Annotated in this window: 25 protein-coding genes; 12 read left to right on the forward strand and 13 right to left on the reverse strand. The window is 70.5% G+C overall.

Annotated elements, in window-relative coordinates:
* The first annotated feature begins 72 nt into the window (after positions 1–72).
* The gene (locus tag C6N31_RS09600) at positions 73–510 is read left to right on the forward strand and encodes a hypothetical protein (RefSeq protein WP_138353190.1); all 438 of its coding nucleotides are present in this window, start codon (positions 73–75) and stop codon (positions 508–510) included.
* A 674-nt stretch (positions 511–1,184) separates the two neighbouring features.
* Here C6N31_RS09600 and C6N31_RS09605 read toward each other — a convergent pair.
* The gene (locus C6N31_RS09605; protein WP_138353191.1) at positions 1,185–2,414 is read right to left on the reverse strand and encodes an esterase/lipase family protein; all 1,230 of its coding nucleotides are present in this window, start codon (positions 2,412–2,414) and stop codon (positions 1,185–1,187) included.
* 252 nt (positions 2,415–2,666) lie between these two features.
* On the opposite strand from C6N31_RS09605, the gene C6N31_RS09610 reads away from it, so the two are divergent.
* Entirely contained in the window at positions 2,667–3,020 is a 354-nt protein-coding gene (locus C6N31_RS09610; RefSeq protein WP_138353192.1) for a cytidine deaminase-like protein, read from the forward strand.
* A 24-nt stretch (positions 3,021–3,044) separates the two neighbouring features.
* On the opposite strand, the gene C6N31_RS09615 is transcribed toward C6N31_RS09610, so the two are convergent.
* Together C6N31_RS09615 and C6N31_RS09620 are read right to left on the reverse strand one after the other, a co-directional pair.
* Positions 3,045–3,383 (reverse strand): P-II family nitrogen regulator, encoded by a 339-nt coding sequence (locus tag C6N31_RS09615; protein WP_138353193.1) that lies wholly within the window; start codon positions 3,381–3,383, stop codon positions 3,045–3,047.
* The gene (locus C6N31_RS09620) at positions 3,380–4,708 is read right to left on the reverse strand and encodes an ammonium transporter (protein ID WP_198357394.1); all 1,329 of its coding nucleotides are present in this window, start codon (positions 4,706–4,708) and stop codon (positions 3,380–3,382) included. The genes C6N31_RS09615 and C6N31_RS09620 overlap by 4 nt, the downstream gene beginning before the upstream one ends.
* A 200-nt stretch (positions 4,709–4,908) precedes the next feature.
* Between C6N31_RS09620 and era the strand changes: the two genes are divergently transcribed.
* Entirely contained in the window at positions 4,909–5,859 is a 951-nt protein-coding gene (gene era / locus C6N31_RS09625) for a GTPase Era (RefSeq protein ID WP_138353195.1), read from the forward strand.
* A 42-nt stretch (positions 5,860–5,901) separates the two neighbouring features.
* Here the strand turns inward: era and C6N31_RS09630 are convergent, their stop codons facing one another.
* Both C6N31_RS09630 and C6N31_RS09635 read right to left on the reverse strand, forming a co-directional pair.
* Positions 5,902–6,168: a protealysin inhibitor emfourin gene (locus C6N31_RS09630; RefSeq protein ID WP_138353196.1), complete on the reverse strand. Its 267-nt coding sequence runs from the start codon at positions 6,166–6,168 to the stop codon at positions 5,902–5,904.
* Between the two features lie 47 nt (positions 6,169–6,215).
* Positions 6,216–7,295 carry a M4 family metallopeptidase gene (locus C6N31_RS09635; RefSeq protein ID WP_198357395.1) on the reverse strand — a complete coding sequence of 360 codons (1,080 nt, stop codon included), beginning with the start codon at positions 7,293–7,295 and terminating at the stop codon, positions 6,216–6,218.
* A 305-nt stretch (positions 7,296–7,600) separates the two neighbouring features.
* Here C6N31_RS09635 and leuA point away from each other — a divergent pair, with 305 nt between their 5' ends.
* From leuA to C6N31_RS09660, 5 genes are all read left to right on the forward strand, one after another.
* The gene (gene leuA, locus C6N31_RS09640) at positions 7,601–9,370 is read left to right on the forward strand and encodes a 2-isopropylmalate synthase (protein WP_381585325.1); all 1,770 of its coding nucleotides are present in this window, start codon (positions 7,601–7,603) and stop codon (positions 9,368–9,370) included.
* A gap of 376 nt (positions 9,371–9,746) precedes the next feature.
* Complete coding sequence (locus C6N31_RS09645) at positions 9,747–10,514, forward strand: TerB family tellurite resistance protein (protein WP_138353199.1); 768 nt, start codon at positions 9,747–9,749, stop codon at positions 10,512–10,514.
* Positions 10,515–10,662: 148 nt separating this feature from the next.
* A complete protein-coding gene (locus C6N31_RS09650; RefSeq protein ID WP_138353200.1) occupies positions 10,663–11,010 on the forward strand; it encodes a hypothetical protein in 348 nt (115 codons plus the stop codon).
* A gap of 111 nt (positions 11,011–11,121) precedes the next feature.
* Positions 11,122–11,868 (forward strand): DNA repair protein RecO, encoded by a 747-nt coding sequence (recO, locus tag C6N31_RS09655; RefSeq protein ID WP_138353201.1) that lies wholly within the window; start codon positions 11,122–11,124, stop codon positions 11,866–11,868.
* A gap of 63 nt (positions 11,869–11,931) precedes the next feature.
* Complete coding sequence (locus C6N31_RS09660; RefSeq protein WP_138353202.1) at positions 11,932–12,762, forward strand: isoprenyl transferase; 831 nt, start codon at positions 11,932–11,934, stop codon at positions 12,760–12,762.
* Between the two features lie 98 nt (positions 12,763–12,860).
* Here the strand turns inward: C6N31_RS09660 and C6N31_RS09665 are convergent, their stop codons facing one another.
* From C6N31_RS09665 to C6N31_RS09680, 4 genes are all read right to left on the reverse strand, one after another.
* Positions 12,861–13,286, reverse strand: coding sequence for a Fur family transcriptional regulator (locus C6N31_RS09665; RefSeq protein WP_138353203.1), 426 nt, complete (start codon positions 13,284–13,286; stop codon positions 12,861–12,863).
* Between the two features lie 74 nt (positions 13,287–13,360).
* Positions 13,361–14,254: a metal ABC transporter permease gene (locus C6N31_RS09670; RefSeq protein WP_138353204.1), complete on the reverse strand. Its 894-nt coding sequence runs from the start codon at positions 14,252–14,254 to the stop codon at positions 13,361–13,363.
* Positions 14,254–15,039: a metal ABC transporter ATP-binding protein gene (locus tag C6N31_RS09675; RefSeq protein ID WP_138353258.1), complete on the reverse strand. Its 786-nt coding sequence runs from the start codon at positions 15,037–15,039 to the stop codon at positions 14,254–14,256. The genes C6N31_RS09670 and C6N31_RS09675 overlap by 1 nt, the downstream gene beginning before the upstream one ends.
* 50 nt (positions 15,040–15,089) lie before the next feature.
* Positions 15,090–16,067 carry a metal ABC transporter substrate-binding protein gene (locus tag C6N31_RS09680; protein ID WP_138353205.1) on the reverse strand — a complete coding sequence of 326 codons (978 nt, stop codon included), beginning with the start codon at positions 16,065–16,067 and terminating at the stop codon, positions 15,090–15,092.
* A 141-nt stretch (positions 16,068–16,208) separates the two neighbouring features.
* On the opposite strand from C6N31_RS09680, the gene C6N31_RS09685 reads away from it, so the two are divergent.
* Entirely contained in the window at positions 16,209–17,591 is a 1,383-nt protein-coding gene (locus C6N31_RS09685; RefSeq protein WP_138353206.1) for a glycine--tRNA ligase, read from the forward strand.
* Positions 17,592–17,694: 103 nt separating this feature from the next.
* On the opposite strand, the gene C6N31_RS43670 is transcribed toward C6N31_RS09685, so the two are convergent.
* The gene (locus C6N31_RS43670) at positions 17,695–18,186 is read right to left on the reverse strand and encodes a hypothetical protein (RefSeq protein ID WP_138353207.1); all 492 of its coding nucleotides are present in this window, start codon (positions 18,184–18,186) and stop codon (positions 17,695–17,697) included.
* 169 nt (positions 18,187–18,355) lie between these two features.
* Here C6N31_RS43670 and C6N31_RS09695 point away from each other — a divergent pair, with 169 nt between their 5' ends.
* From C6N31_RS09695 to C6N31_RS09705, 3 genes are all read left to right on the forward strand, one after another.
* Positions 18,356–19,600 (forward strand): sensor histidine kinase, encoded by a 1,245-nt coding sequence (locus C6N31_RS09695; RefSeq protein ID WP_138353208.1) that lies wholly within the window; start codon positions 18,356–18,358, stop codon positions 19,598–19,600.
* Positions 19,588–20,232, forward strand: coding sequence for a LuxR C-terminal-related transcriptional regulator (locus C6N31_RS09700; protein WP_138353209.1), 645 nt, complete (start codon positions 19,588–19,590; stop codon positions 20,230–20,232). Before C6N31_RS09695 ends, C6N31_RS09700 begins: the two co-directional genes overlap by 13 nt.
* 71 nt (positions 20,233–20,303) lie before the next feature.
* Positions 20,304–21,086: a DUF4097 family beta strand repeat-containing protein gene (locus tag C6N31_RS09705; RefSeq protein ID WP_138353210.1), complete on the forward strand. Its 783-nt coding sequence runs from the start codon at positions 20,304–20,306 to the stop codon at positions 21,084–21,086.
* Here the strand turns inward: C6N31_RS09705 and C6N31_RS09710 are convergent.
* The 3 genes from C6N31_RS09710 to C6N31_RS09720 form a co-directional block, all read right to left on the reverse strand.
* Positions 21,047–21,679 (reverse strand): TetR/AcrR family transcriptional regulator, encoded by a 633-nt coding sequence (locus C6N31_RS09710; RefSeq protein WP_138353211.1) that lies wholly within the window; start codon positions 21,677–21,679, stop codon positions 21,047–21,049. The genes C6N31_RS09705 and C6N31_RS09710 overlap by 40 nt on opposite strands.
* A 388-nt stretch (positions 21,680–22,067) precedes the next feature.
* A complete protein-coding gene (locus C6N31_RS09715) occupies positions 22,068–23,078 on the reverse strand; it encodes an aldo/keto reductase (RefSeq protein WP_138353212.1) in 1,011 nt (336 codons plus the stop codon).
* A 74-nt stretch (positions 23,079–23,152) separates the two neighbouring features.
* Positions 23,153–24,634 carry an MFS transporter gene (locus tag C6N31_RS09720; protein WP_232485032.1) on the reverse strand — a complete coding sequence of 494 codons (1,482 nt, stop codon included), beginning with the start codon at positions 24,632–24,634 and terminating at the stop codon, positions 23,153–23,155.
* Positions 24,635–24,740 lie beyond the last annotated feature (106 nt).

Here is a 24,740-nt window from a genome sequence, read left to right on the forward strand (position 1 = left end):
CCGAACCCCCACCCAGCCTCTGTCGAGGTTCCGGTCCTGTTCAGGCTAGCTGTGCGTGCCGACAGTGGACGTATGAATACAGAAAGTAACCGAGTGAACGTCCTGCACCCCTGGCTGCCGGTCTCCGGGCACCGGCTTCGCAAGGCCGGCGTCTTCTTCGACGCCGTCCGCGTCGCGGAAGAGGTCGGCGAGGAACTGGCGACGCGGCTCGAAGCTCTCACGAACGGTGAACCGGGGCCGGTGATCGAGGAGTCGGCGGGGTGCCGGTGGATGTACTTCCTGGTTGCGCCCGGGAGTTCCGCGGGGCGCAGCTGGCCACCGGGGACCACCCGTCTGGGATCAGGCGGCCGCGACGCCTACGTCGGCATCCCCGCCCTCGCCGGTCTCACCTGGCCCCTGAGCTGGCGCTGCGCGCCTCGGCCCGACCGCCGGCTCGTCGACCCCGACCTCCTGCACGGAACGCTCTGTGCCCAACTCGGCTGGGAGCCGCGCCCGTTGGAGCGTGGTTGAGGTTCAGGCGGTGCGAAGTGCCCTTCTGCGGCGCTGCGCACCTTGACCGGGCGGAGGGGGAGGCCCCGGCGCTGCGCGCCTGCCAGTGAGCCGCCCCGCTGCGCGGCCCGGTGTTGTGCAGTGAATCCGGTCCGCTGCGCTCCCCGGGTGCGGAGTGGGGCCGGTCCGCTGCGCTCCCCGGATGGGGGCGAATCCTGACGCCTTGAGCCCCATGCGGCCGCAAGGGATCACCCCGTGCGCCTGGATGTCGCCTGAGCAGTCCTCCGGCCACACACGGTGATCCACATCGGGCCCGAAGGCGCCCCCTGAACCCCATGGGTCATCTCTCGTCACACTCGCCCCATATTTCGGCGGGGAGAGTGGGCCGGAGCCCGGCCACGGCCAGAACCCGCCACCGTCAGGGCACCTCCGGCCCCGACCACCCACCACTCGGCCAGGGGAGCGAAGCGGACCGGTTCGCTTCGCATCACCGGGCCGCGCAGCGGGTCGGCTCACTGGCGGGCGCGCAGCGCCGGGGCCTCCCCCTCCGCCCGGTCAAGGCGCGAAGCGACGCAGAAGAGCACTCCGCATCGCTCGAACCCCAGCCACCCACCCCCCCGCACCCGCACACGTACACGAACACACGAGAGGGGGCCCGCCCATCGGGCGAGCCCCCAACCCCTCCCCCCGGAGGGCTACTTGTTGAGTTCCAGCTGGTCGATGATCCAGCTGCCCAGTTCCTCCGTCATGAGGGTGTGTTCCTCGTTCTGGGAGGCGCACAGGAACGCGTCGAGCTCGCTTTCCTGGGACGGGATCGCGCTGATGTCGGCGTAGAGGTCCTCGTGGGTGTCGATGTCGCGGATGGCGACGGCGCTGACGGCCGGGACGAAGGCGATCGAGCGGTAGTGGGCGGTGGCGGGCTGGTCGGCGCCGTTGAGTTCGTCGGCGGCGATGCCGAAGGATTCGAGGGTTCCGCCGGGAGCTCCGTCCATTTCGGGCAGCCCTGAGGTGTGGACCTCCTTGGCGGTCTGGAGGAACAGCTTGAGGTAGGCCACGAGTTGGTTCTCGGTGTCGTCCTGGAGGTACAGGGCGGTGTTCTTGAAGAGGCCGCCGGTGATCTCCAGCGCCAGCTCACCGGCCGGGACGTCGTTGGGGGTGCCGGTACCGGAGCCGTTGGCGACGCCGATCTTGCGGATCCCGTTCGGGTTGAGGGGGCCGGTCGGCCACCATCCGTACTCCGCCAGCTTCGCGAGGAAGTCCGTACGGTTCTGGTGCTGGATGGGCTCCGCGGCGATGCTCGCCTTGTGCCGCCACATGAGTTCGGTGGCGGCCTCGCTGTTGATCATGTTCTGCATGCCGTCGCTGATCGGCGCCAGGAAGTGCGCCAGTCCCTGGAGGCTCAGCGGGATCCAGGCGCCCCGGTGCGGGCTGTCGTAGGAGATGTAGGTGCCGACCTCGTGGTTGCTGCCCTCGTGCTCCATCTTGGCGAGGGCGAACCGGGTGACGAGCCCGCCCATGCTGAACCCGCCGACCGTCATGAGGTCGCTCTTGTTCGCGCGCTGGTCCTTCGCGCGGTTGATACAGGAGATCGCGACCTCCGCGTTCTTCAGGATCGACGCGGACCGCTCGGCGTAGCCGAGGATGATCAAGTCATAGCCGCGGGCGCCCAGTTCGCGGACGAACGGGTACTCGCCGTGGTCCAGCCCTTCCCAGAAGAGGAAGAGATTGCTCGGCCCCATCGAGAAGCCGTCGCTCAGGATGACGGGCTTCACCAGTTCCGTGTGGCCCTCGGCGTAGAACACCCAGGCGGTGCCGCCCTCGAACTCCCAGGTCTCGTCGACCACGGGTCCGACGTGCGGGTCGCCTGTCACGCGGGCGGTGGTGGCTCCCAGCGAGCCGAACGGTTGAACAGCAGGTCCGGTCATAGGTCGGTCCCCTCCTATGTGCCCCATGGGCCCGTGGGCCCCTCGTGCTGCCGGTGGCCGCCGGCGGTGTCCTCGGCGGCCACCGGGAACGTATCGCCGGGAGCGGAAGAAGTAATCCGAACATGACCGAACATCAGCAATAAGGCTAAAAGACGCTTATAGCGTGATCAGGTGGCCCATTAGGCCGTCTTGCGCACCGGGTTGGACCGCCGCCTCGGACACCGTCCTCGCGGGCGCTTTATGCTCGCCGGTATGAGCGATGCGACCCCGCTGGGGCCCGAGGACCTGAAGATCATCACCCTGGCGCGGTCCGCCCGGGCCCGCAACGGCGTGCCCGAGGGCGCGGCCGTACGCGACGAGACCGGCCGTACGTACGTCGCCGGCACCGTCGCGCTGGACTCGCTGAAGCTCAGCGCCCTGCAGACCGCCGTCGCCATGGCGGTCGCCAGCGGCGCGCAGTCCCTGGAGGCGGCGGCCGTCGTCACCGCCGCCGAGACCCCGGCCGGCGCCGACCGGGCCGCCGTCCGCGACCTCGGCGGACCGGAGACCCCGGTGCACCTGGCGGGCCCCGACGGGACGCTGCGCGTCACGGTCTCCGCGGGCTGACCGAAACCCCCGGACGCACAGCGCTCAGAGCGCGTCGGGTCCGCGCTCGCCCGTGCGGACCCGTACCGCCGTCTCGACCGGCACCGACCAGACCTTGCCGTCGCCGATCTTGCCGGTGCGGGCGGCGTTCACGACCGCCTCGATGACGGCCTCGGCGTCGGCGTCCTCCACCAGGACCTCGATCCGGACCTTCGGCACCAGGTCGACGCGGTACTCGGCCCCCCGGTAGACCTCCGTGTGGCCGCGCTGGCGCCCGTAGCCGCTGGCCTCGGTGACGGTGAGGCCGTGGACGCCGAGCTCCAGGAGCGCCGTCTTCACCTCGTCCAGCTTGAACGGCTTGATGACGCCGGTGACCAGCTTCATTCGGCGGAGCTCCTGTTCTTGGCGTGGGCAAGGGCCTGGGCGAGAGCCGAGGCGTGCACGTGCGGGGCGCCCTGCGAGACGACGCCGTGATCGTATGCCGACTCCGCGTGCACGGTCAGGTCGAGGCCGGTGAGTTCGTCCTCCGCCGAGACCCGGAAGCCCATCAGCCGATCGATGACCTTCCCGATCCCGTACGTGACGGTGAACGCGTACGTCCCGACGGCCGCCACCGCGACGGCCTGCCTGCCGAGCTGGCCGAGGCCGCCGCCGTAGAACAGGCCCTCGGGGCCGCCGGTCATGGTGGCGGTGGCGAGGAAGCCGATGAGCAGGGTTCCGACGATGCCGCCGATGAGGTGCACCCCGACCACGTCGAGGGAGTCGTCGTAGCCGAGCCGGAACTTCCAGCTGACGGCGAACGAGCAGAGCACCCCGGCGGCCAGGCCCACGACCAGCGCCCCCATCAGGTCCACCGACCCGCAGGCCGGGGTGATCGCGACCAGGCCGGCCACCGCACCGGACGCGGCACCCAGCGTCGTGGCGTGGCCGTCGCGGCGCTTCTCCACGATCAGCCAGCCGAGCAGGCCTGCGCAGCCCGCGACCTGGGTGTTGAGGAACGCGGCCGCGGCCAGGCCGTTCGCGCCGAGTGCCGAGCCCGCGTTGAAGCCGAACCAGCCGAACCAGAGCAGCCCGGCGCCGAGCACCACCAGCGGAAGGTTGTGCGGCCGCATGGCCTCCTTGCGGAAGCCGAGCCGCGGGCCGAGGACCAGCGCCAGCGCCAGTCCCGAAGCGCCGGAGCAGACCTCGACGACGGTGCCGCCCGCGAAGTCCAGTGCGCCCAGTTTCGCCACGATCCAGCCACCGGTGCCGAAGACCCAGTGGGCCACCGGGACGTATACGAGAAGCGTCCAGACGAGCACGAACGCCACCCAGGCGCCGAACTTCGCGCGGTCGGCGATGGCGCCGCTGATCAGTGCGGCCGTGACGACGGCGAAGGTCAGCTGGAACGTGGCGAACAGCAGCGTCGGGACATGGCCCGTGACGCTCGTCGGGCCGATGTCGTGCATGCCCAGATGGTCCAGGCCGCCGATCAGCCCGAGGCCGCCGGCGTCCGGGCCGAAGGCGAGCGAATAGCCCGCGACCAGCCAGACCACCGTCACCAGCGCGATCGACACGAAGCTCATCATGAGCATGTTGAGGACGCTCTTCGTGCGGACCATTCCGCCGTAGAAGAGGGCCAGGCCCGGTGTCATCAGCAGGACGAGCGCGGTGGCGGCGAGCAGCCAGGCGGTGTCTCCGGAGTCGATTCCGGCCGACAGATACGGCACGAGGACTTCCCTTCCCGGGGCGGCGGGGGGTGGTGCACGGCGGTGGATGGACCCGAGCCTCACGGTCGGCGGTTTCCGGATGTGGGCAGACGTGTTTCCGCCGTGTTTCGTGTTGCGGAGGAGTTTCCGGCAGCTCACATCCGGCCGCCGCCCGGGTTCACGGGTGCCGGTGTGACCCGGGCCCGCCGCGATCGGGGAGAATGGGCCGCATGAGCGCCAGTCCCCAGTCCTCCGAGGCCGTCCACCGGTCCGGCTTCGCATGCTTCGTCGGCCGCCCCAACGCGGGCAAGTCGACCCTCACGAACGCTCTCGTCGGCATCAAGGTCGCCATCACCTCAAGCCGGCCGCAGACCACCCGGCACACGGTGCGCGGCATCGTGCACCGCCCTGACGCGCAGTTGATCCTCGTCGACACCCCTGGACTGCACAAGCCGCGCACGCTGCTGGGCGAGCGGCTCAACGACGTGGTCCGCTCGACCTGGGCCGAGGTCGACGTGATCGGTTTCTGTGTGCCGGCCGACCAGAAGCTCGGCCCCGGTGACAAGTACATCGCCAAGGAGCTCGCCGGGGTCCGCAAGACCCCCAAGATCGCGATCGTCACCAAGACGGACCTGGTCGACGACAAGGTGCTCCGTGAGCAGCTGCTCGCGATCGCGGAGCTCGGCCGCGAGCTGGGCATCGAGTGGGCGGAGATCATCCCCGTCTCGGCCGTCGCGGATGTCCAGGTCGGCCTGCTCGCCGACCTGATCATCCCGCTGCTCCCGGAGGGCCCGCAGCTCTACGCGGACGGCGACCTCACCGACGAGCCCGAGCAGATCATGGTCGCGGAACTGATCCGCGAGGCCGCGCTCGAAGGCGTACGGGACGAGCTGCCGCACTCCATCGCGGTCGTCGTCGAGGAGATGATCCCGCGCGAGGACCGGCCGAAGGACAAGCCGCTGCTCGACATCCACGCCAACATCTACATCGAGCGGTCCAGCCAGAAGGGCATCATCATCGGCCCCAAGGGCGCCCGCCTCAAGGACGTCGGCACCAAGTCGCGCAAGCACATCGAGGCGCTGCTCGGCACGCCGGTCTTCCTCGATCTGCATGTGAAGATCGCCAAGGACTGGCAGCGCGACCCGAAGCAGCTGCGCAAGCTCGGGTTCTGACGGTCGTGGCCCCGAACGCCGGCCGGCGTTCGGGGCCACCCGTCACGCACCTTCCTTGAGCACCGTCTGGATCAGATCGCGCTGCGCGTCCGTCAGGTGCGGGTCCGCGCAGTGGACGGTGCGGCCGTCGACGGTGATCTCGTAGTGGAAACCGTCCGGCACCCCGCGGTCCGGCGCGGAACCGCCCTGCTCGACGGCCTCAAGGGCCACACCGTGCAGATGAGCGGCATCGGGCCGGCCGGTGGTGTCCAGCACGGCCCGACGCTCGATTCCGGCGAAGCCGCCGGAACGGATGACTTCAATGCGCACGGTGCTCCTCAGCCCTCGTGACCCCACGTGCCGTCCGGCCGTCAGGTCTAGCGCGGGAGGTCCGCGCCATTGCCCGTCGACGTCGGGACGCCGACCTGCGACCACGCCTTCAGTACGGCCTGGTGCGCCTCACCTTCCCCGAACCGCGCCTGAGCGGCGGAGACGGTCAGCCGGGCGAACTCGGCGAACGTCGCCTTCGTGGAGATCTCCCCGCCGGTCAGCACGTCGTACCAGATCTGCCCGGCCTTCTCCCAGGCATACCCGCCGAGGGACTCGGCCACCAGGTAGAAGGCGTGGTTGGGGATGCCGGAGTTGATGTGCACGCCGCCGTTGTCACGGCCGGTCGTCACATACTGGTCCATGCTGCCGGGCTGCGGGTCCTTGCCGAGCTGGGGGTCGTCGTAGGCCGTGCCCGGCGCCCTCATCGAGCGCAGCGCGTCACCGTGGATGTTCGGGCCGAGCAGTCCGGCGCCGATGAGCCAGTCGGCCGTATCGGCCGTCTGCTGCAGCGAGTACTGCTTGATGAGCGAGCCGAACACGTCGGACATCGACTCGTTGAGCGCGCCCGACTGGCCGAAGTAGGTCAGGTTCGCCGTGTACTGGGTCACGCCGTGGGTCAGCTCGTGGCCGATCACGTCGATCGGCAGGGTGAAGTCGAGGAAGATCTCGCCGTCGCCGTCCCCGAACACCATCTGCTCACCGTTCCAGAAGGCGTTGTTGTACCCCTGGCTGTAGTGCACGGTCGCGTTGAGCGGCAGGCCCTGGTCGTCGATCGAGTGCCGCCCGTACGCCTTGAGGTACAGCTCGAAGGTGGCGCCGAGACCCGCGTGCGCGCGGTTGACGGTCTGGTCCTTGCTGTCCTTGTCGGCCTCGCCGCGGCACTTCCGGCCCGGGAGCGCCGTCTGGTGCTTGGCGTCGAAGATCGTGCGTTTCGGCTGGTCGGAGACGATCGCGCCGGCGATGGAAGGAGCGCCGATGACGGTGGTCAGCCGGCGGTGAGTGCGCTCGTAGGCATCCCGTTCCAGGGTGCGGCGGCCGAGATCGGAGAGTGCGCGGTCCTCGGACGTGGCCATCTTGTCGAGGACGTGCGGAGGAATGATCGTGCAGAAAGTAGGTGTCGCGTCCATGGCGGCAATGTGGCACGTGGCGACGGGACTGTCACTGCTTGCAACGATGATTACTGAAAAGGGACGGAAGATCATGTTTTTACTGGACAGAACCACTCGTCTTGCATACTGAGAGGGAGCGCGCTTCGGGTGCGATTTCCGAGCGGGCTCGGCTATGGTCGTCCACATCATGCGTTTCGGGCTGCTTCTCCTTAGCTGCCGCGGCGAGGGCCTGTAGTCGTAGGCCGACCCCCTCCCCGCGGAGTTCTGGCGTGCGCATCGCCGTCGGCCGTACTGGAGCCGGACCCATGAGGAGCCCACCGCAGATGTCCCAGAACCCCGCGAATTCCGTAGGCCGCCCCACGCCCATCACGGCGGCGAGCGTGCGCCAGCGCCCCACCTCGATGCCGATCCACAAGTACGCGCCCTACGACGCCGTCGACATCGCCGACCGCACCTGGCCGAACGCGCGGATCACCAAGGCGCCGCGCTGGCTCTCCACGGACCTGCGGGACGGCAACCAGGCCCTGATCGACCCGATGTCCCCGGCGCGCAAGCGGGCGATGTTCGATCTGCTGGTGAAGATGGGCTACAAGGAGATCGAGGTCGGTTTCCCGTCGTCCGGCGAGACCGACTTCGCGTTCGTGCGCTCCATCATCGAAGAGGGCGCGATCCCCGAGGACGTGACGATCTCCGTCCTGACGCAGGCCCGCGAGGAGCTGATCGAGCGGACCGTCGAGTCGCTGGTCGGCGCCCGCCAGGCCACCGTGCACCTGTACAACGCGACCGCGCCGGTCTTCCGCCGGGTGGTCTTCCGCGGCACCAAGGAGCAGGTCAAGGCCATCGCCGTGGACGGCACGCGGCTGGTCATGGAGTACGCGGAGAAGATCCTGGGCTCCGACACGGTCTTCGGCTACCAGTACAGCCCGGAGATCTTCACCGACACCGAGCTGGACTTCGCCCTGGAGGTCTGCGAGGGCGTCATGGACGTCTGGCAGCCGGAGGCCGGCCGCGAGATCATCCTGAACCTGCCGGCGACCGTCGAGCGCTCCGCCGCCAGCACGCACGCCGACCGCTTCGAGTGGATGTCGCGCAACCTGTCGCGCCGCGAGAACGTGTGCCTGTCGGTGCACCCGCACAACGACCGGGGCACCGCGGTGGCCGCCGCCGAGCTGGCGATCATGGCGGGTGCGGACCGGATCGAGGGCTGCCTGTTCGGGCAGGGCGAGCGCACCGGCAACGTCGACCTGGTCACCCTGGGCATGAACCTGTTCAGCCAGGGCGTGGACCCGGAGATCGACTTCTCGCAGATCGACGAGATCCGCCGCACCACCGAGTACTGCAACCAGATGGAGATCCACCCGCGCCACCCGTACGCGGGCGACCTGGTCTACACGTCCTTCTCCGGCTCCCACCAGGACGCCATCAAGAAGGGCTTCGAGGCGATGGAGGCCGACGCGGCCGCCGCCGGCAAGACCGTCGACGAGATCCCGTGGGCGGTCCCGTACCTGCCGATCGACCCGAAGGACGTCGGCCGCTCCTACGAGGCCGTCATCCGGGTCAACTCGCAGTCCGGCAAGGGCGGTATCGCGTACGTCCTCAAGAACGACCACAAGCTGGACCTGCCGCGCCGGATGCAGATCGAGTTCTCCAAGATCATTCAGACCAGGACCGACGACGTGGGCGGCGAGATCACGCCCGCCGAGATCTGGGCGTCCTTCCGCGACGAGTACCTGCCGACGACGGAGAACGCCTGGGGCCGCATCGAACTGCGCTCCGCCCAGGCCGAGACCACGACCGACGGCGGCGACGCGCTGACCGTGGAAGCCGTCGTGGACGGTGTCGCGACGGTGCTCAACGGTCGCGGCAACGGTCCGATCTCCGCGTTCTTCGACGCACTGTCCTCGGTGGGCATCGACGCGCGGCTGCTGGACTACACCGAGCACACGCTGAGCGAGGGCGCGAGCGCCCGGGCGGCGTCGTACATCGAGTGCGCGATCGACGGCAAGGTGCTGTGGGGCATCGGCATCGACCCCAACACCACGCGCGCCTCCCTGAAGGCGGTCGTCTCGGCCGTCAACCGGGCGGCCCGCTGAGTGACGCCTTCGGGTGAGTACATCCGTTCCTGAGCCCGTCCGGCCGGCTCGCGGACGAACTCCTACGGCAACGGCCGCGGCGGCCTTCACAGGCCCGCCGCGGCCGTTGGCGCGTCCGGGGACCTGGGCGGAACGGACCCCGGAACGTGCCCGGTACGCCCGGAAACCCCTGTCCTGTGCCCACCGGCCGCAGGGGTGCCGGCCAACAGCGAGATCACGTCAATCCTCTTCCCGGGCCGACCCGCTGTGACCTGCTACGACTCCGTGCGGAGGCGGCCGATCCGGAAATCCCCCCTTACGCGGTACTGACTGCGCGTCATTGGTGTGGCTAACATCACGGCAGCAGTAACGGCACCGTTGCCGAGGCGTTACGCACATGTGCGTGCCGGATCGGTGCGTACCGGGACGAAACGCCGGAGGGTGCAACGTGGTTCAGCTGCGAGGGCTGTGCTTCTGGGGTGTGCGCACCGCATGGCACACCGAGGACGACGGCGAGTTCTTCTGCCCCGACTGCGGTGGCGACCGTGCTTATCACCGGCGCAGCGGCACGCGGCGCCTCACCGTGCTCAACGTTCCCCTGCTGACGCGGGGACCGGCCGGTGTCGTCATTGAATGCAGCGGCTGCCACGGGCACTTCGGTGCCGAGACGCTCGACCACCCCACGACGGCCCGGTTCTCCGCGATGCTGCGCGACGCCGTCCACACCGTCGCACTCGCCGTGCTGACGGCGGGCGGGGCCACGGGCCGGCCGGCCCGGGAGGAAGCCGTGCGCGCGGTGCGCGCCGCCGGCTTCGCCGACTGCACGGAGGACCAGCTCCTCGGACTGCTGGCGGCGATCGTCGCCGACGCGGGCCGGTTCCCCGGCGCCGCCGACGCCCTCGGCCCCGACTCCTTCGCCGACGCCCTCGACGGCTGCGGCAGTTGGCTCTCCATCGAGCTCCACGAGGCCCTGGAGCCGCTCTCCGCGCACCTCGCGCCCCAGGGGCGAGAACGGATCCTGCTGCAGGGCGCGCGGATCGCCCTCGCCGACGGTCCCTACCTTCCCGCCGAGCGGGAGGCGCTGGTCGCGGTCGGCCGCTGTCTGTCGCTGCCCGCGGGGGACACCGACCGGCTCCTCGCCGAGGCCGCGGGCGCACCGTCCTGACACAGCCTCCGGATGCCGGGCGGCGCGCCCCCGGGCGCGGCCGTCCGGGTGACAGTGAATCGTTTCCGCAGGTCGGTGAGGTGCAACGCCGGCGCATCGACGGAAGGGCTCAGGCGTCCAGTACGCCTTCTCACAGGAGCCTGTCCCCATGCGCATTCGTCATTCGGTCGCCGCGTCCCTCGGCGCCCTCGCCCTCGTCCTGACCCTGTCCGCCCCGGCGGACGCGGCCGACGGGACCTTCGTCTACACGTACTCCGGCCTGGACGGCAGCCCACAGTCGGCCACCCTGGACAACCCGCCGAACCGGGAGTGCATCACCCTCCCCGAGGTCGCCGACCCGTCGTCGAGCTCGCCCGCGCACTCTCCGCTGAACCGCACCGACGCCACCGCCGTCGTCTTCACCGACCCCGGCTGCGAGGGTGACTCCTACCGGCTGCGGCCCTTCACCGGCCACGGCTCCGAGCGGCTGAAGCTGCGCTCCGTCCTGTTCGTCTGACCGTCCTGCTGCGCCCCGGTACGAGCCGCTCGGAGCCCGTACCGGGGCACAGCGGTCGCTGCACGGGCCAGGGTGCCCGGAGGCCCCTTCCCGTACGGGACAATGGGCCGTATGAGTCTGTTCCGCGACGACGGCATCGTGCTGCGCACCCAGAAGCTGGGTGAGGCGGACCGGATCATCACGCTGCTCACCCGCAGACACGGGCGGGTGCGGGCGGTGGCCCGTGGGGTCCGCCGCACGAAATCGAAGTTCGGGGCGCGGCTGGAACCGTTCAGCCATGTCGACGTGCAGTTGTTCGCGCGGGGCGGGGAACTCGTCGGACGCGGGCTGCCGTTGTGCACACAGGGTGAGACGATCGCTCCGTACGGTAGCGCCATCGCGGCCGACTACGACCGCTACACCGCCGGCACGGCGATGCTGGAGACGGCGGAACGGTTCACCGACCACGAGGGCGAACCGGCCGTCCAGCAGTACCTGCTCCTCGTCGGCGCGCTGCGCACCCTGGCGGCGGGCGAGCACCAGCCACGGCTGATCCTCGACGCGTTCCTGCTGCGCTCACTGGCCGTGAACGGCTATGCGCCGAGCTTCGACAACTGTGCCAAATGCGGTATGGACGGGCCGAATCGGTTCTTTTCGGTAGGGGCGGGAGGAGTCGTCTGCGCCGAGTGCCGTGTGCCGGGAAGCGTCGTACCCTCACGGGAGTCCCTGGAACTGCTCGGCGCGCTGCTGGGCGGGGACTGGGAGACGGCGGACGCCTGCGAGCCGCACTTCTGCCGGGAGGGCAGCGGGCTGGTCGCGGCGTATCTGCAGTGGCACCTGGAGCGTGGGCTGCGGTCGCTGAAGTTCGTCGAGAAGTAGCGCGCGGCAGCGCGCGGTGGACCGAGCAGTACGCAGTACCGAGATGTAGGAGAGGCAACGCGCATGGCACGTCGCGGGATTCTGGGCCGTTCCCGACCGGAGTACCGGACTCCGGACCCACACCCGTCCGGTGCGGTGCCCCCGAAGATCCCGGGGGAGCTGGTGCCGCAGCACGTCGCCATCGTCATGGACGGCAACGGCCGCTGGGCGAAGGAGCGCGGCCTGCCGCGCACCGAGGGCCACAAGGTCGGCGAGTCCGTCGTCCTCGACGTCCTCAAGGGCAGCATCGAGCTGGGCGTCAAGAACCTCTCCCTGTACGCCTTCTCGACCGAGAACTGGAAGCGCTCGCCCGACGAGGTGCGCTTCCTGATGAACTTCAACCGGGACGTCATCCGCCGCCGCCGCGACGAGATGGACGAGCTCGGCATCCGCATCCGCTGGGTGGGCCGGATGCCCAAGCTGTGGAAGTCCGTCGTCCAGGAGCTCCAGGTCGCCCAGGAGCAGACGAAGGACAACGACGCCATGACGCTGTACTTCTGCGTCAACTACGGCGGCCGAGCGGAGATCGCGGACGCGGCCGCCGCCATGGCGGCGGACGTGAAGGCCGGCAAGCTCGACCCCTCCAAGGTCAACGAGAAGACCTTCGCGAAGTACCTGTACTACCCGGACATGCCGGACGTGGACCTCTTCATCCGCCCCTCCGGCGAGCAGCGCACCTCCAACTTCCTGCTCTGGCAGACCGCCTACGCCGAGATGGTCTTCCAGGACGTCCTGTGGCCCGACTTCGACCGCCGCGACCTCTGGCGCGCCTGCCACGAATTCGCCTCCCGCGACCGCCGCTTCGGCGGCGCCCTCCCGAACGACCTCGTCCCGGACGCCGATAAGCGCGGCTGAGCAGGGCGTGCGTCGCGGCTGAGCACGAAAGCCGATGGTCCGCCGCCTACCCGCGGCGGACCATCGGCTTTGCTATGACGTGCGGGACCGCGCAGCGGTCAGGCGTCCTTCGGGGGAGCCGCGGTGGCGCACTCGGCGCAGGTGCCGAAGATCTCCACCGTGTGGGCGACGTTGACGAAGCCGTGGTCGGTGGCGATGGCCTCGGCCCACTTCTCGACGGCCGGGCCCTCGACCTCGACGGCCTTGCCGCACATGCGGCAGACGAGGTGGTGGTGGTGGCCGTCGGAGCAGCGGCGGTAGACGGACTCGCCGTCGTCCGTGCGCAGCACGTCGACCTCGCCGGCGTCGGCGAGGGACTGCAGCGTGCGGTAGACGGTGGTGAGGCCGACGGAGTCGCCGCGGTGCTTGAGAAGGTCGTGGAGGTCCTGGGCGCTGCGGAATTCCTCGACCTCGTCGAGCGCGGCGGCGACGGCAGCGCGCTGCCGGGTCGATCGGCCCTGCACGGGGGGCTTGGTGGTCGTCACCGACGCCTCCTTCTCGGTCGTCACCGTCACCGTCCAGATGTCCGGTCGGTCGTCATTGTGTCAGGCCACAGGGCCTAAACCCGAACGTCGTCCTGGGGGACGCGCGCGGCGGGTACCTCCAGGGTGCACCGTTCCGCGGCGGCAGCGGAACCTCGGGCCCGTTTTCTTGCGAGCGGACCGGCGAGCAGGGCCAGGGCGATGAAGATGGCGATGGCCAGCAGAACGATCGTCGGTCCCGACGGAACGTCCACGTAGAACGACGTGACGGCTCCGGAGAGCGACACCGTCACACCGATGAGGACGGCCAGGGCGAACGTCATCGCGAAGCTGCGGGAGAGCTGCTGGGCCGCGGCGACCGGGACGACCATGAGGGCGCTGACGAGCAGCAGGCCGACGACGCGCATCGCGACGGTGACGGTGACGGCGGCGGTGACCGCCACGAGCAGGTTCAGCAGCCGGACCGGCAGCCCCGTGACGCGGGCGAACTCCTCGTCCTGGCAGATCGCGAAGAGCTGCCGGCGCAGCCCGACTGTGACGAGCACCACGAACGCGGCGAGCACGCAGATGGTCGTGACGTCCTGCGGTGAGACGGTGTTGAGCGAGCCGAAGAGGTACGTGACGAGGTTCGCGTTGGAGCCCGTGTCGGACATGCTCATCAGCATCACGCCGCCGGCCATGCCGCCGTAGAACAGCATCGCTAGAGCGATGTCGCCGTGTGTCTTGCCGTACCAGCGGATCAGCTCGATGGCGACGGAGCCGACGACGGCCACGGCGGTGGCCATCCAGATGGGGCTGGCGTTGAGCAGGAAACCCAGGCCGACGCCGGTCATCGCGACATGGCCGATGCCGTCGCCCATCAGCGCCTGGCGGCGCTGGACGAGGTAGATGCCGATGGCGGGGGCGGTGATGCCGACCAGGACGGCCGCGATCAGGGCCCGCTGCATGAAGGCGTAGTCGAGGATGTCCATCAGCTCAGCAGCCCCGTCCTGATCGGTTCGGCGTCGTGTGCGGCGTGCGGGTGCACATGGTCGTGGCCGGGCAGCGCGTGCTGGCCGACGGCGCGCGGCGGCGGTCCGTCGTGGACGACGCAGCCGTCCCGCAGTACCACCGCGCGGTCGATCAGCGGCTCCAGCGGCCCGAGCTCGTGCAGGACGAGCAGCACGGTGGCGCCGCCCGCGACCTGCTCGCGCAGGGTGCCGGCCAGGATCTCCTGGCTGGCGACGTCCACGCCCGCCATCGGCTCGTCCATGATCAGCAGTTCGGGCTCCACGGCCAGCGCGCGGGCGATGAGCACCCGCTGGTGCTGCCCGCCGGACAGCGCGTTGACGGAGTCCCTGGCGCGGTCGGCCATACCGACCAGCTCCAGCGCCCGGTCGACCGCCGCGCGGTCGGCCCGGCCGAGCGGCCGCAGCCGGGTACGGGCCAGCCGGCCGGCGGAGACGACCTCGCGGACGGTCGCCGGCACGCCGCTCGCGGCGGTGGTGCGCTGCGGGACGTAGCCGATCCTGGCCCAGTCGCGGAAGCGCTTGAGCGGGGTGCCGAACAGCTCGAGACGGCCCTCGCTGAGCGGCACCTGGCCGACGACGGCGCGGACCGCCGTCGATTTGCCCGAGCCGTTCGCGCCGAGCAGCGCGACGACCTCGCCGCGGCCGACCGCCAGGTCCACCCCGCGCAGTACGGGCCGGGATCCGAGCGAGGCCGTCGCCCCGCGCAGGGATATGACCGGGACCGGCTCCCTGTCCGCCTCCGTCATGCCTGCCTCCTTCACCAGGTGCTCCGTCATCTGCTCGGTCATCGCGTCCTTCACTTGCTGCCGAGTGCCGTCTGCAGAGCCTTGAGGTTGCTCTGCTGGACCTCGAAGTAGTCGGTGCCCTTGGACTTGTCGGTGATGCCCTCGAGGGGGTCCAGTACATCGGTCTTCAGCTTCAGGTCGCCGGCCAGGGTCTTGGCGGTGGCGTTGCTGGCGAGCGTCTCGAAGAAGACCGTCGAGACGTGGTGCTTCGCGGAGAGCTGCTGCAGAGCCTTGATGCGGGCGCCGCTGGGCTCGGCCTCGGGGTCGATGCCGCCGATGGCCTCCTCGACCAGGCCGTAGCGCTCGGCGAGGTAGCCGAAGGCCGCGTGGGTGGTGATGAAGGTGTCGGAGGCGCGGTTCTTGAGACCGTCCTTGAACTGGTTGTTCAGCGCGTCCAACTTCTTGACCAGCACGTCCGTGTTCTTCTGGTACGTGGCGGCGTTGTCCGGGTCGGCCTTGGCGAGCGTGGCGTTGACGCCCTTGGCGACCTCGGCGTACTTCACCGGGTCGAGCCAGATGTGCGGGTCAGCGCCGGCCTCGCCCTCGCCCTCGCCCTCGCCGGAGTGGTTGTCGCCGGTGGTGTGCGCATGGCCGTCGACCTCGGTGCCGTGCTCCTCGAGCGTGGTCAGCGAGGCGGCGTCGGCGGTGTTCTTCACACCGGACTGCTTGACGGCCTCGTCGACGGCGGGCTGCAGGCCCTTGAGATAGACGATCACGTCGGCCTTGCCGAGGGCGGCGGTCTGCCGCGGGGTGAGCTCCAGATCGTGCGGCTCGACGCCCGGCTTGGTGAGCGCCGTCACGGCGACGTGGTCGCCGCCGATCTCCTTCGCCAGGAATTCCATGGGGTAGAAGGACGCCGTGACCTTCAGTTTCCCGCTGCTCCCCACGCCGTCCGCGGCGTCCGAAGCCGAGCAGGCACTCAGTGTGAGCAGGCCCAGGGCGGCGGTTCCGGCGACGGCGGCGGGTATCAGACGGTGGCGTTTGTTCATGACACTCATTTTCATCTGAAGTGGAAACGATTGTCAATTGCCCTCGATCCCTGGAGTTCCGCCGGAACCGATTTGATATGGGGACAGGGCCCGCCGGTAACCTGGGGCAACTGACCGCTTCGTCGTACTGAAGAGAGCACCGTGGCCGCCGACAAGATCGACACCATCGTCAGCCTGAGCAAGCGCCGAGGCTTCGTATTCCCGTGCAGTGAGATCTACGGCGGCTCGCGGGCCGCCTGGGACTACGGGCCGCTCGGCGTCGAGCTCAAGGAGAACATCAAGCGCCAGTGGTGGCGCTCCATGGTCACCTCGCGCGACGACGTTGTCGGACTCGACTCGTCGGTCATCCTGGCGCGCGAGGTCTGGGAGGCGTCCGGCCACGTCGCGACGTTCTCGGACCCGCTGACCGAGTGCACCTCCTGTCACAAGCGCTACCGCGCGGACCACCTGGAGGAGGCGTACGAGTCCAAGCACGGCCGTCCGCCGGCCAACGGTCTCGCCGACATCAACTGCCCGAACTGCGGCAACAAGGGCGCCTTCACGGAGCCCAAGCAGTTCTCCGGCATGCTGCAGACGCACCTCGGCCCGACCCAGGACGCGGGCTCCGTCGCGTACCTGCGGCCGGAGACCGCCCAGGGCATCTTCACCAACTTCGCCCAGGTGCAGACGACCTCGCGCAAGAAGCCGCCGTTCGGTATCGCCCAGACCGGCAAGAGCTTCCGCAACGAGATCACGCCCGGCAACTTCATCTTCAGGACCCGTGAGTTCGAGCAGATGGAGATGGAGTTCTTCGTCAAGCCGGGCGAGGACGAGCAGTGGCACGAGTACTGGATGGAGCAGCGCTGGAACTGGTACACCGGCCTGGGCCTCAACCCGGACAACATGCGCTGGTTCGAGCACGCCAAGGAGAAGCTGTCCCACTACTCGAAGCGCACCACTGACATCGAGTACCGCTTCAACTTCGGCGGCAACGAGTTCTCCGAGCTGGAGGGTGTGGCCAACCGCACCGACTTCGACCTCAAGGCGCACTCCGAGGCCTCCGGCCAGGACCTCTCGTACTTCGACCAGGAGGCCGGCGAGCGCTGGTTCCCGTACGTCATCGAGCCGGCGGCGGGCGTGAACCGCGCCATGCTCGCCTTCATGCTCGACGCGTACAACGAGGACGAGGCGCCCAACGCCAAGGGCGTCATGGAGAAGCGCACGGTCATGCGCCTCGACCCGCGCCTGGCGCCGGTCAAGGTCGCCGTCCTGCCGCTGTCCCGCAACCCGCAGCTCTCGCCGAAGGCCAAGGGCCTGGCGACCGACCTGCGGAAGAACTGGAACATCGAGTTCGACGACGCGGGTGCCATCGGCCGCCGCTACCGTCGTCAGGACGAGATCGGTACGCCGTTCTGCGTCACCGTCGACTTCGACACCCTCGACGACAACGCGGTGACGGTGCGCGAGCGCGACACCATGAAGCAGGAGCGCGTGTCGCTGGACCAGATCCAGTCGTACCTGGGTGGCCGACTGCTCGGCTGCTAGGGCGGGTTGCACAAGGTTCGCCGCAAACGCCGGCGGGGCTGGAAATTCCAGCCCCGCCGGCGTTTGCGTTTGCGTGTGCGGACGCATGAACTGAGCCCCAGCGTCAGCTGGGGGAGTTCGTGCGTGCGGACGCCCGTACGGCCAGTGCCGCGCACAGCGCGGCCAGCGGCAGTTCGAGGCAGGCCGCCATCAGGAGCGCGGATGCGATATCTGCTCCAGGGGCGGCCGTCGTGACGTCGAACCAGGCGTCGACGACCAGCAGCATCGCGGTGGCGGCCGCCGCGAGACCGCGGCGGTGGTCGCGGCGGCGCAGGAGCAGGCCGGTGCCGATGAGGCCGACGGCCTCCAGGGCGTCCAGGCCCACCCAGGCGGTCGACCAGTGGGACGCCTGCGCGGTGTCCGGGAGCGAGGTCGCGAGGATGAACAGCCAGGGGACCAGGGCCAGTCCGAGCGCGATCAGGACGTAGCCGAGCGGTCTGGGGCGGCGCGGCTCCGGCTCCGGGACGGCGTACAACTCGATGATCTCGGCGCCGGTGCCGCCGTGCACGGTGGCGGTCGGACGGATCCGGGTGGCCGGCATCTCCAGGACGGACATGGTGGTGAACTCCTTCCGGACCCGGCGGTCGGGTACGGGAACCAGCCTCGTCGCCGGACCCGCGCAGGTCAGTAACGCCCGGGACCGACCTGTGGTGGTGCTGGCCATACCCCGAGAACGGACCCCTACGGGATGCACACCACCCCACCTGGGGCTCTACGGTGAGCGCATGGCATCAACAGGGCCGCTGCGGCGTGCACTCCAGCAGGCCGCCGCATACGCCCCGTGGTCGGCCTGGGCATGGCGGAACACGGCGTTCGTCACGGCGGGCGTGCCGCTGGCCGGGGTGAGCGCGCTGCTGATCTTCGACCTCGTGACGGACTGGCGGTCGGTGATCCTGCTGCCCGCGCTGCCCCTGGTGTGCGGCCCGCTGACGATGCTGCAGCGCAGCCGGTTCTGGTCGCTGCTGGGGCTGACCGTCCCCCGGGTGCCGCGGGCGAGCCCCTGGTACACCCCGCGCGGCGCCTGGCGGTGGCTGCGCTCGGAGGCGACCTGGCGGCAGTTGGGCTACCACCTGCTGGCCGCCCCGCTGGCGGCGGCCGGAGCGGTGCTCGTCGTCTGCTCCTGGGTCGCGGGGATCTTCGGCGCGCTGGTCTTCTCCTGGGTGTGGGCGCTGCCGGCCGAGGACCGGCTGCCCGGCTGGACCGAGCGGTACACGCTCGTCACCGCCGCCGGGGTCGTCCTGCTGCTCGTGGCGCCCTTCCTGGCCGCCGCCGTCACCCGGCTCGACACCTCGGCCGCCGCCGCGCTGCTGGGGCCCAACCGGGCCGGGGAACTGCGGCGCCGCGTCGAGGACCTCGCCGAGAGCCGGGCGGGAGTGGTGGACGCCGCGGACGCCGAACGCCGCCGGATCGAACGCGATCTGCACGACGGCGCGCAGCAGCGGCTGGTCTCCCTCGCGATGAACCTCGGCCTGGCCCGCGCCACCCTCAAGGACCTGCCGCCCGAGGCGCGCCGGGTGATCGACGAGGCGCACCGCGAGGCGAAGGAAGCCATCGAGGAACTCAGCAACCTGGTGCGCGGGCTGCATCCGGCCGTCCTGGACGACCGGGGCCTGGACGCGGCACTGTCGGGTGTCGCCGCGCGGGCGCCGCTGCCCGTCCATCTGAAGGTGGACATGGAGCGGCGGGCGTCGCCCACCGTGGAGGCCGTCGCGTACTTCGTGGTCTCCGAGGCGCTCGCGAACGTCGCCAAGCACGCCCGCGCGGAGCGGGTGGACGTCGAGGTGCGGTGCCGCGGGGACGTGCTGCGGGTGACCGTCACCGACGACGGGATCGGCGGCGCGGACGTGGCGGGCGGTACCGGCCTGGCCGGGCTCGCGCAGCGCGTCGGCTCCGTCGACGGATCCATCGGAATCAGCAGCCCCGCCGGGGGCCCGACCATCATCACTGTGGAGTTGCCGTGCGGGCTGTAATCGCCGAGGACTCGATCCTGTTGCGCATCGGACTGGTCAAGGTCCTGGAGACCGCGGGCTTCGAGGTCGCCGCCGAAGTGGGCGACGCCGAGGCCCTGCTGACGGCCGTCGACGAGCACCGGCCGCAACTGGCACTGGTGGACGTCAGGATGCCGCCCGGCTTCACCGACGAGGGCGTACGGGCCGCCCTGATGATCCGCCGGCAGTGGCCGGACACCGCGGTCCTGCTGCTCTCCCAGTTCGTCGAGGAGCGGTACGCGGCCGACCTGCTGTCGTCCCACGGCGGCGGTATCGGCTACCTGCTCAAGCAACGGGTCGCGGACGTCGAGGAGTTCATCGACGCGCTGCGCCGCGTCGCGAACGGCGGCACCGCGCTCGACCCGCAGGTCGTCGCGCAGCTTCTGCTGCGCCGCAACTCCGACCCGCTGGAGCGGCTGACGCCGCGCGAGCGCGAAGTGCTCTCGCTGATGGCGGAGGGGCGCTCCAACGCGGGCATCGCCGAGCAACTGGTGGTCAGCGAGAGCGCGGTCGCCAAGCACATCAACAACATCTTCGCGAAACTCGATCTGCCGGTGGCGGACGGGGATCACCGGCGGGTGCTTGCTGTGCTGCGGTTCCTGGAGGGGGCGTGACGGTCCCGGAGGGGAGCCCTTCGAATCCCCGGAAGCCCCGCAAGCATCGTGCGGCTTGGTTGGTGGTCGCGGTGATCAGCGCGCTGTTCATCGTGTCGCCGATGGCCGTGGAGACCTGGGCGTACTTCGGCGGGCACCGGCCCGGACCGACGGAGTCGCTCGAGGTCCCGCCCGGGGGAGGGCGGGTCCAGCGGTTGCAGGTGGACGCGGGCAACGCGTCGGTGACGGTGCGGCCCGGTCCTGCCGGTCAGGTGCGGGTCCGCCAGACGCTGATCTGGTCGACGACGAAGCCGCAGGTCAGGAAGGTGTGGGACGGCAGCGTGCTGAAGGTGCAGGCGGAGTGCCCCGGCTGGTGGTCGCTGACCGGCCTGGACTGCTCGGTGAAGCTGGAGTTCGACGTCCCGCCGGAGATCGAGATCCAGGTCGTGGGCACCTCGGGATCCACGGACGTGCGCGGCACCACCGGCCGCCTGGACCTGACGAGCACCTCAGGGTCCACGACCCTGACCGACGTCGGCGGCACCATCTGGGCCCGCACCGGATCGGGCGCGCTCGAGGGCACCGGGCTCTCCTCCCGGACGGCGGACGTGGGGGCGAACTCCGGTTCGCTGGACCTGGCGTTCACCTCGGCCCCGGACAAGGTGACGGCGAAGGTGGGCTCGGGCGCCGTGACGATCGGCGTCCCGCCGGGTTCCCACTACCAGGTGGTCGGGCGCAGCGGGAGCGGGTCGCGGGAGTATGCGGCGGGGCTGGAGGAGAGCACGTCGCCGCGGATCATCGACGCGACGGCGGGGTCGGGGTCGGTGGATGTCGACTATGTGGGTGGGGTACCGGAGGTTCCGGGAGCGTCCTGAGGGCGGAGTCCGGTCAGCAGGAGGTCGCAGACCGCGTCGAAGGCGGTATCGATGCCGGGCTGCGACCACTCGGCCGCGTACACCGGGTCGTGGAAGCGGCCGGTGGCGTCCCAGATGGCGCGGGCGATGGTGGAGGGGTCGGTGGACTCGGGGAGGAAGAATTCGCCGCGTGCGAGGCCGCCGCTGACGATGGTTGAGAGTTGGCCCACGAGGTCCTCGACGTGCTGGGCGACCACGGCGCTGGCCTCGCTCGCGAGTGCCAGGTACGTCGCGAACAGCTCCGGGTCGCCGCCGGCCTTGCGGCGCTTCGCCGCGAACAGCTCCGTCAGCCACTGGCGCAGCCGTTCGGGCGCGGGGTGCGGGGCGGTGGTGATGGCGGCGAGCGTGGCGTGCGACTGGTCCAGCCAGCGCTGGGTGACGGCCTCGCGGAGGGCGGCCTTGCTGGCGAAGTGCCGGTAGACGGTCCCGTGACTGACGCCCAGGGCCCGCGCGACGTCCACGACGGTGGCCTTGGCGGGGCCGTAGCGGCGGAGCACGTCCTCGGTGGCTTCGAGGATGCGGTCGGTGGTGAGCGTCCGGGGCGGGGGCGGCATGGGGGGCCTTTCGGTACGGGGTGCTACGTCCCCAGTGTGGGGGGTGCGGGGACCGGGCCCTCCGGGGGAGGGGTCCGAAATCGTATATTTACGAGCCTGGCGGCTCACAAATACACGGCAGCATTTCGGACCCCTCCCCCTGCGGCCCCGTCCCCCTCACGTCACAACAGGTCCGTCCGGCCCGGCGCCCGAAGTCCGCCGCAGGCGCAATGGTGTGGCAGGGGCCGACGTACTTGCGGGGGTGCGGGTGGTGTCTGTGGCGTGGATTCGTGACGGCGGTGGTGGGGGCACCCCCGGCCGAAGGTTGGGGGAGGGTGGGGATGCCCGCCGCAGGCGCAACGGCGCTGCTGGCGCCGAGGTCACCGCACCACCGCCGGAGGCGGGAGGGCTACTTCTCGCTGTCGAGGTGGGCCATCTGTGCCTGCGGGTAGCGCGCGCCCGCTGCCGCTCCCGCAGGGACCGCGGCCTCGATGGCCGCGAGGTCGGCCGCGTCGAAGGTGACGTCGAGGGCGCCGAGCGCCTCGGTGAGGCGGTCGCGGCGGCGCGCGCCGACGAGGGGGACGATGTCGGGGCCCTGCGCCAGCACCCAGCCGATCGCGGCCTGCGCGACGGTGACGCCCTTGGCCCCGGCGATCTTGCGGAGCGCCTCGACGAGGTCGAGGTTGCGGTCCAGGTTGTCGCCGGAGAAGCGCGGGCTCATGCCGCGGAAGTCGCCGGTGGCGCTGCTCCGGGCGGAGCGCTCGCGGGTCCAGTGGCCGCTGAGCAGTCCTCGGGAGAGGACGCCGTAGGCCGTGACGCCGATGCCCAGTTCGCGGGCGGTCGGCAGGATGTCGGCCTCGATGCCGCGGGAGAAGAGCGAGTACTCGATCTGCAGGTCCGAGATCGGAGCGGTGGCCGCGGCCCGGCGCAGGGCGTCCGCGCCGACCTCGGAGAGGCCGATGTGGCGGACGTGGCCTGCCTGGACCTGGTCGGCGATGGCGCCGACGGTCTCCTCGATCGGTACGTCGGGGTCGACGCGGGCGATCCGGTAGATGTCGATGTGGTCGGTGCCGAGGCGGTTGAGCGAGTAGGCGAGGAAGTTCTTCACGGCGGCGGGCCGGCCGTCGTAGCCGGACCAGCCGCCGTCGATGTCGCGCAGCGCGCCGAACTTGACGCTGATGACGGCCTGGTCGCGGCCCTGGGAGCTGCTGCGCAGGGCGTCACGGATGAGGAGTTCGTTGTGGCCCATGCCGTAGAAGTCACCGGTGTCGATGAGGGTGACGCCGGCGTCGAGTGCGGCGTGGATGGTGGCGGTCGACTCGGCGTCGTCACTGACGCCGTAGAGGGCCGACATGCCCATGGCGCCGAGGCCGAGGGCGGAGACGGAGGGGCCGGTGGTTCCGAGGGTGCGCTTCAGCACGGGGTGCTCCTTGGACGAGGGGGTGACTGAAGCATGGCATATGGAGTGACAGATTTCAATATTTGTCATTCAGTTTAGGAGACATGGCGCGGGAGTCGCAGGCTGAGCAGGATCGTCAGGGCGATCGCGCCGAGCTGCACGAGCAGGGTGATGACCAGGGCGTTCCGCATGCCGGCCGACGGGATCAGGGCGAGGAAGAGGGTGCCGAGCGTCGCCACGCCGAGGGCGAGGGCGGACTGCTGGGTGGTGACCATGACGCCGCTGCCGACGCCCGCGCGCTCGGCGGGCACCTCCGCGAGGACGATGCGGAAGAGCACCGGGAGCTGCAGGCCCTGGCCGAAGCCGGCCACCGCCATGCCCGGGGCGAGGGAGAGGCCGTTCAGGTGCCGCCAGTCGTGCAGGGCCGCGGCGACCAGGAGGAGGAGGCCGAGTGCCTGGATCAGGCCGCCGACCGTGACCACCCGGCTGCCGTACCGCGCGACCAGGCGCGGGCCCATCAGGGAGGCGGCGAAGAACGTGACGGCGAGCGGCGCCATCGCCATGCCGGCCGCGACCGGGCCGAAGGCCAGGCCCTGCTGCAGGGCCACCGCCATCACCAGCATGAAGCCGCCGAAGCCGATGGAGAACGGGACGACGAGCGGCAGTCCGCGCCGGATGCCGGGCAGTTGGAAGAGGCTCGGCGGCACCAGCGGGGTGCGGCCCTGCCGGTCCGCGCGGCGCTCGACCGCGTAGAAGGCGCAGGCCGCGAACGGGAAGGCGGCGAGCGAGATCCAGGTCCACAGCGGCCAGCCGGAGGCGCGGCCCTCGGTCAGCGGCGCCAGCAGCGTCACCAGGGAGACGGCCAGCAGGACGGTGCCCGGGACGTCGATCGGGGTGGGGCGCTCGGAGCGGGTCTCGGGGATGGTGCGGGCCGCCAGGACCAGGCCGATCAGGGCGACCGGCACGTTCACCAGGAACACCGCGCGCCATCCGGTGCCCGCGATGTCGGCGGCCACCAGGACGCCGCCGAGGATCTGCCCGGCGACCATCGACAGGCCGGCCGTGGCGCCGTACAGGCTGAGCGCGCGGGCGCGCCGCGGTCCTGCGGTGGAGGACTGGATGGTGGCGAGCACCTGGGGGAGCATCAGCGCGGCCGCGGCGCCCTGCGCCACCCGGGCGCCGACCAGCGTCCAGGCGTCCGGCGCGAGGCCGCAGGCCAGCGAGGTCAGGCCGAAGGCGGCCATCCCGGCGAGGAAGAGCCGGCGGCGGCCGAACATGTCGCCGAGCCGCCCGCCGAGCACCAGGAGCACGGCGTACGCGGTGCCGTAGCCGGCCACCACCAGCTCCAGCAGGGCCGGTCCGGCGGCGAGGTCGCGGTCGATGGTCGGCAGCGCGACGTTGACGATGAAGAAGTCGATCAGTGGCAGGGCCGCGCCGAGCAGCACGGTGAACAGGCCGAGTGCGGTCAGTACAGGACCGGCCGGAGCGGCGGGGCCCGTGGTGGCCGGGGGAGTGCCGATGCGCGTCACCCGGGGCAGGACCAGGGCGCGGGAGGGGAGGACGGGAGTACGTTCCATTGGGGTCACGTGAGCAACCATGCGCCGGTTTTCAGGGTGGTACCAGAGAGCGTTTATCCAGGTATAAGAACCACCACGCAACTGGCTCCGCGATCCGGCATGCTGG

It is taken from the genome of Streptomyces fildesensis, assembly GCF_016107395.1.
In the GTDB taxonomy this organism is placed as follows: domain Bacteria; phylum Actinomycetota; class Actinomycetes; order Streptomycetales; family Streptomycetaceae; genus Actinacidiphila; species Actinacidiphila fildesensis.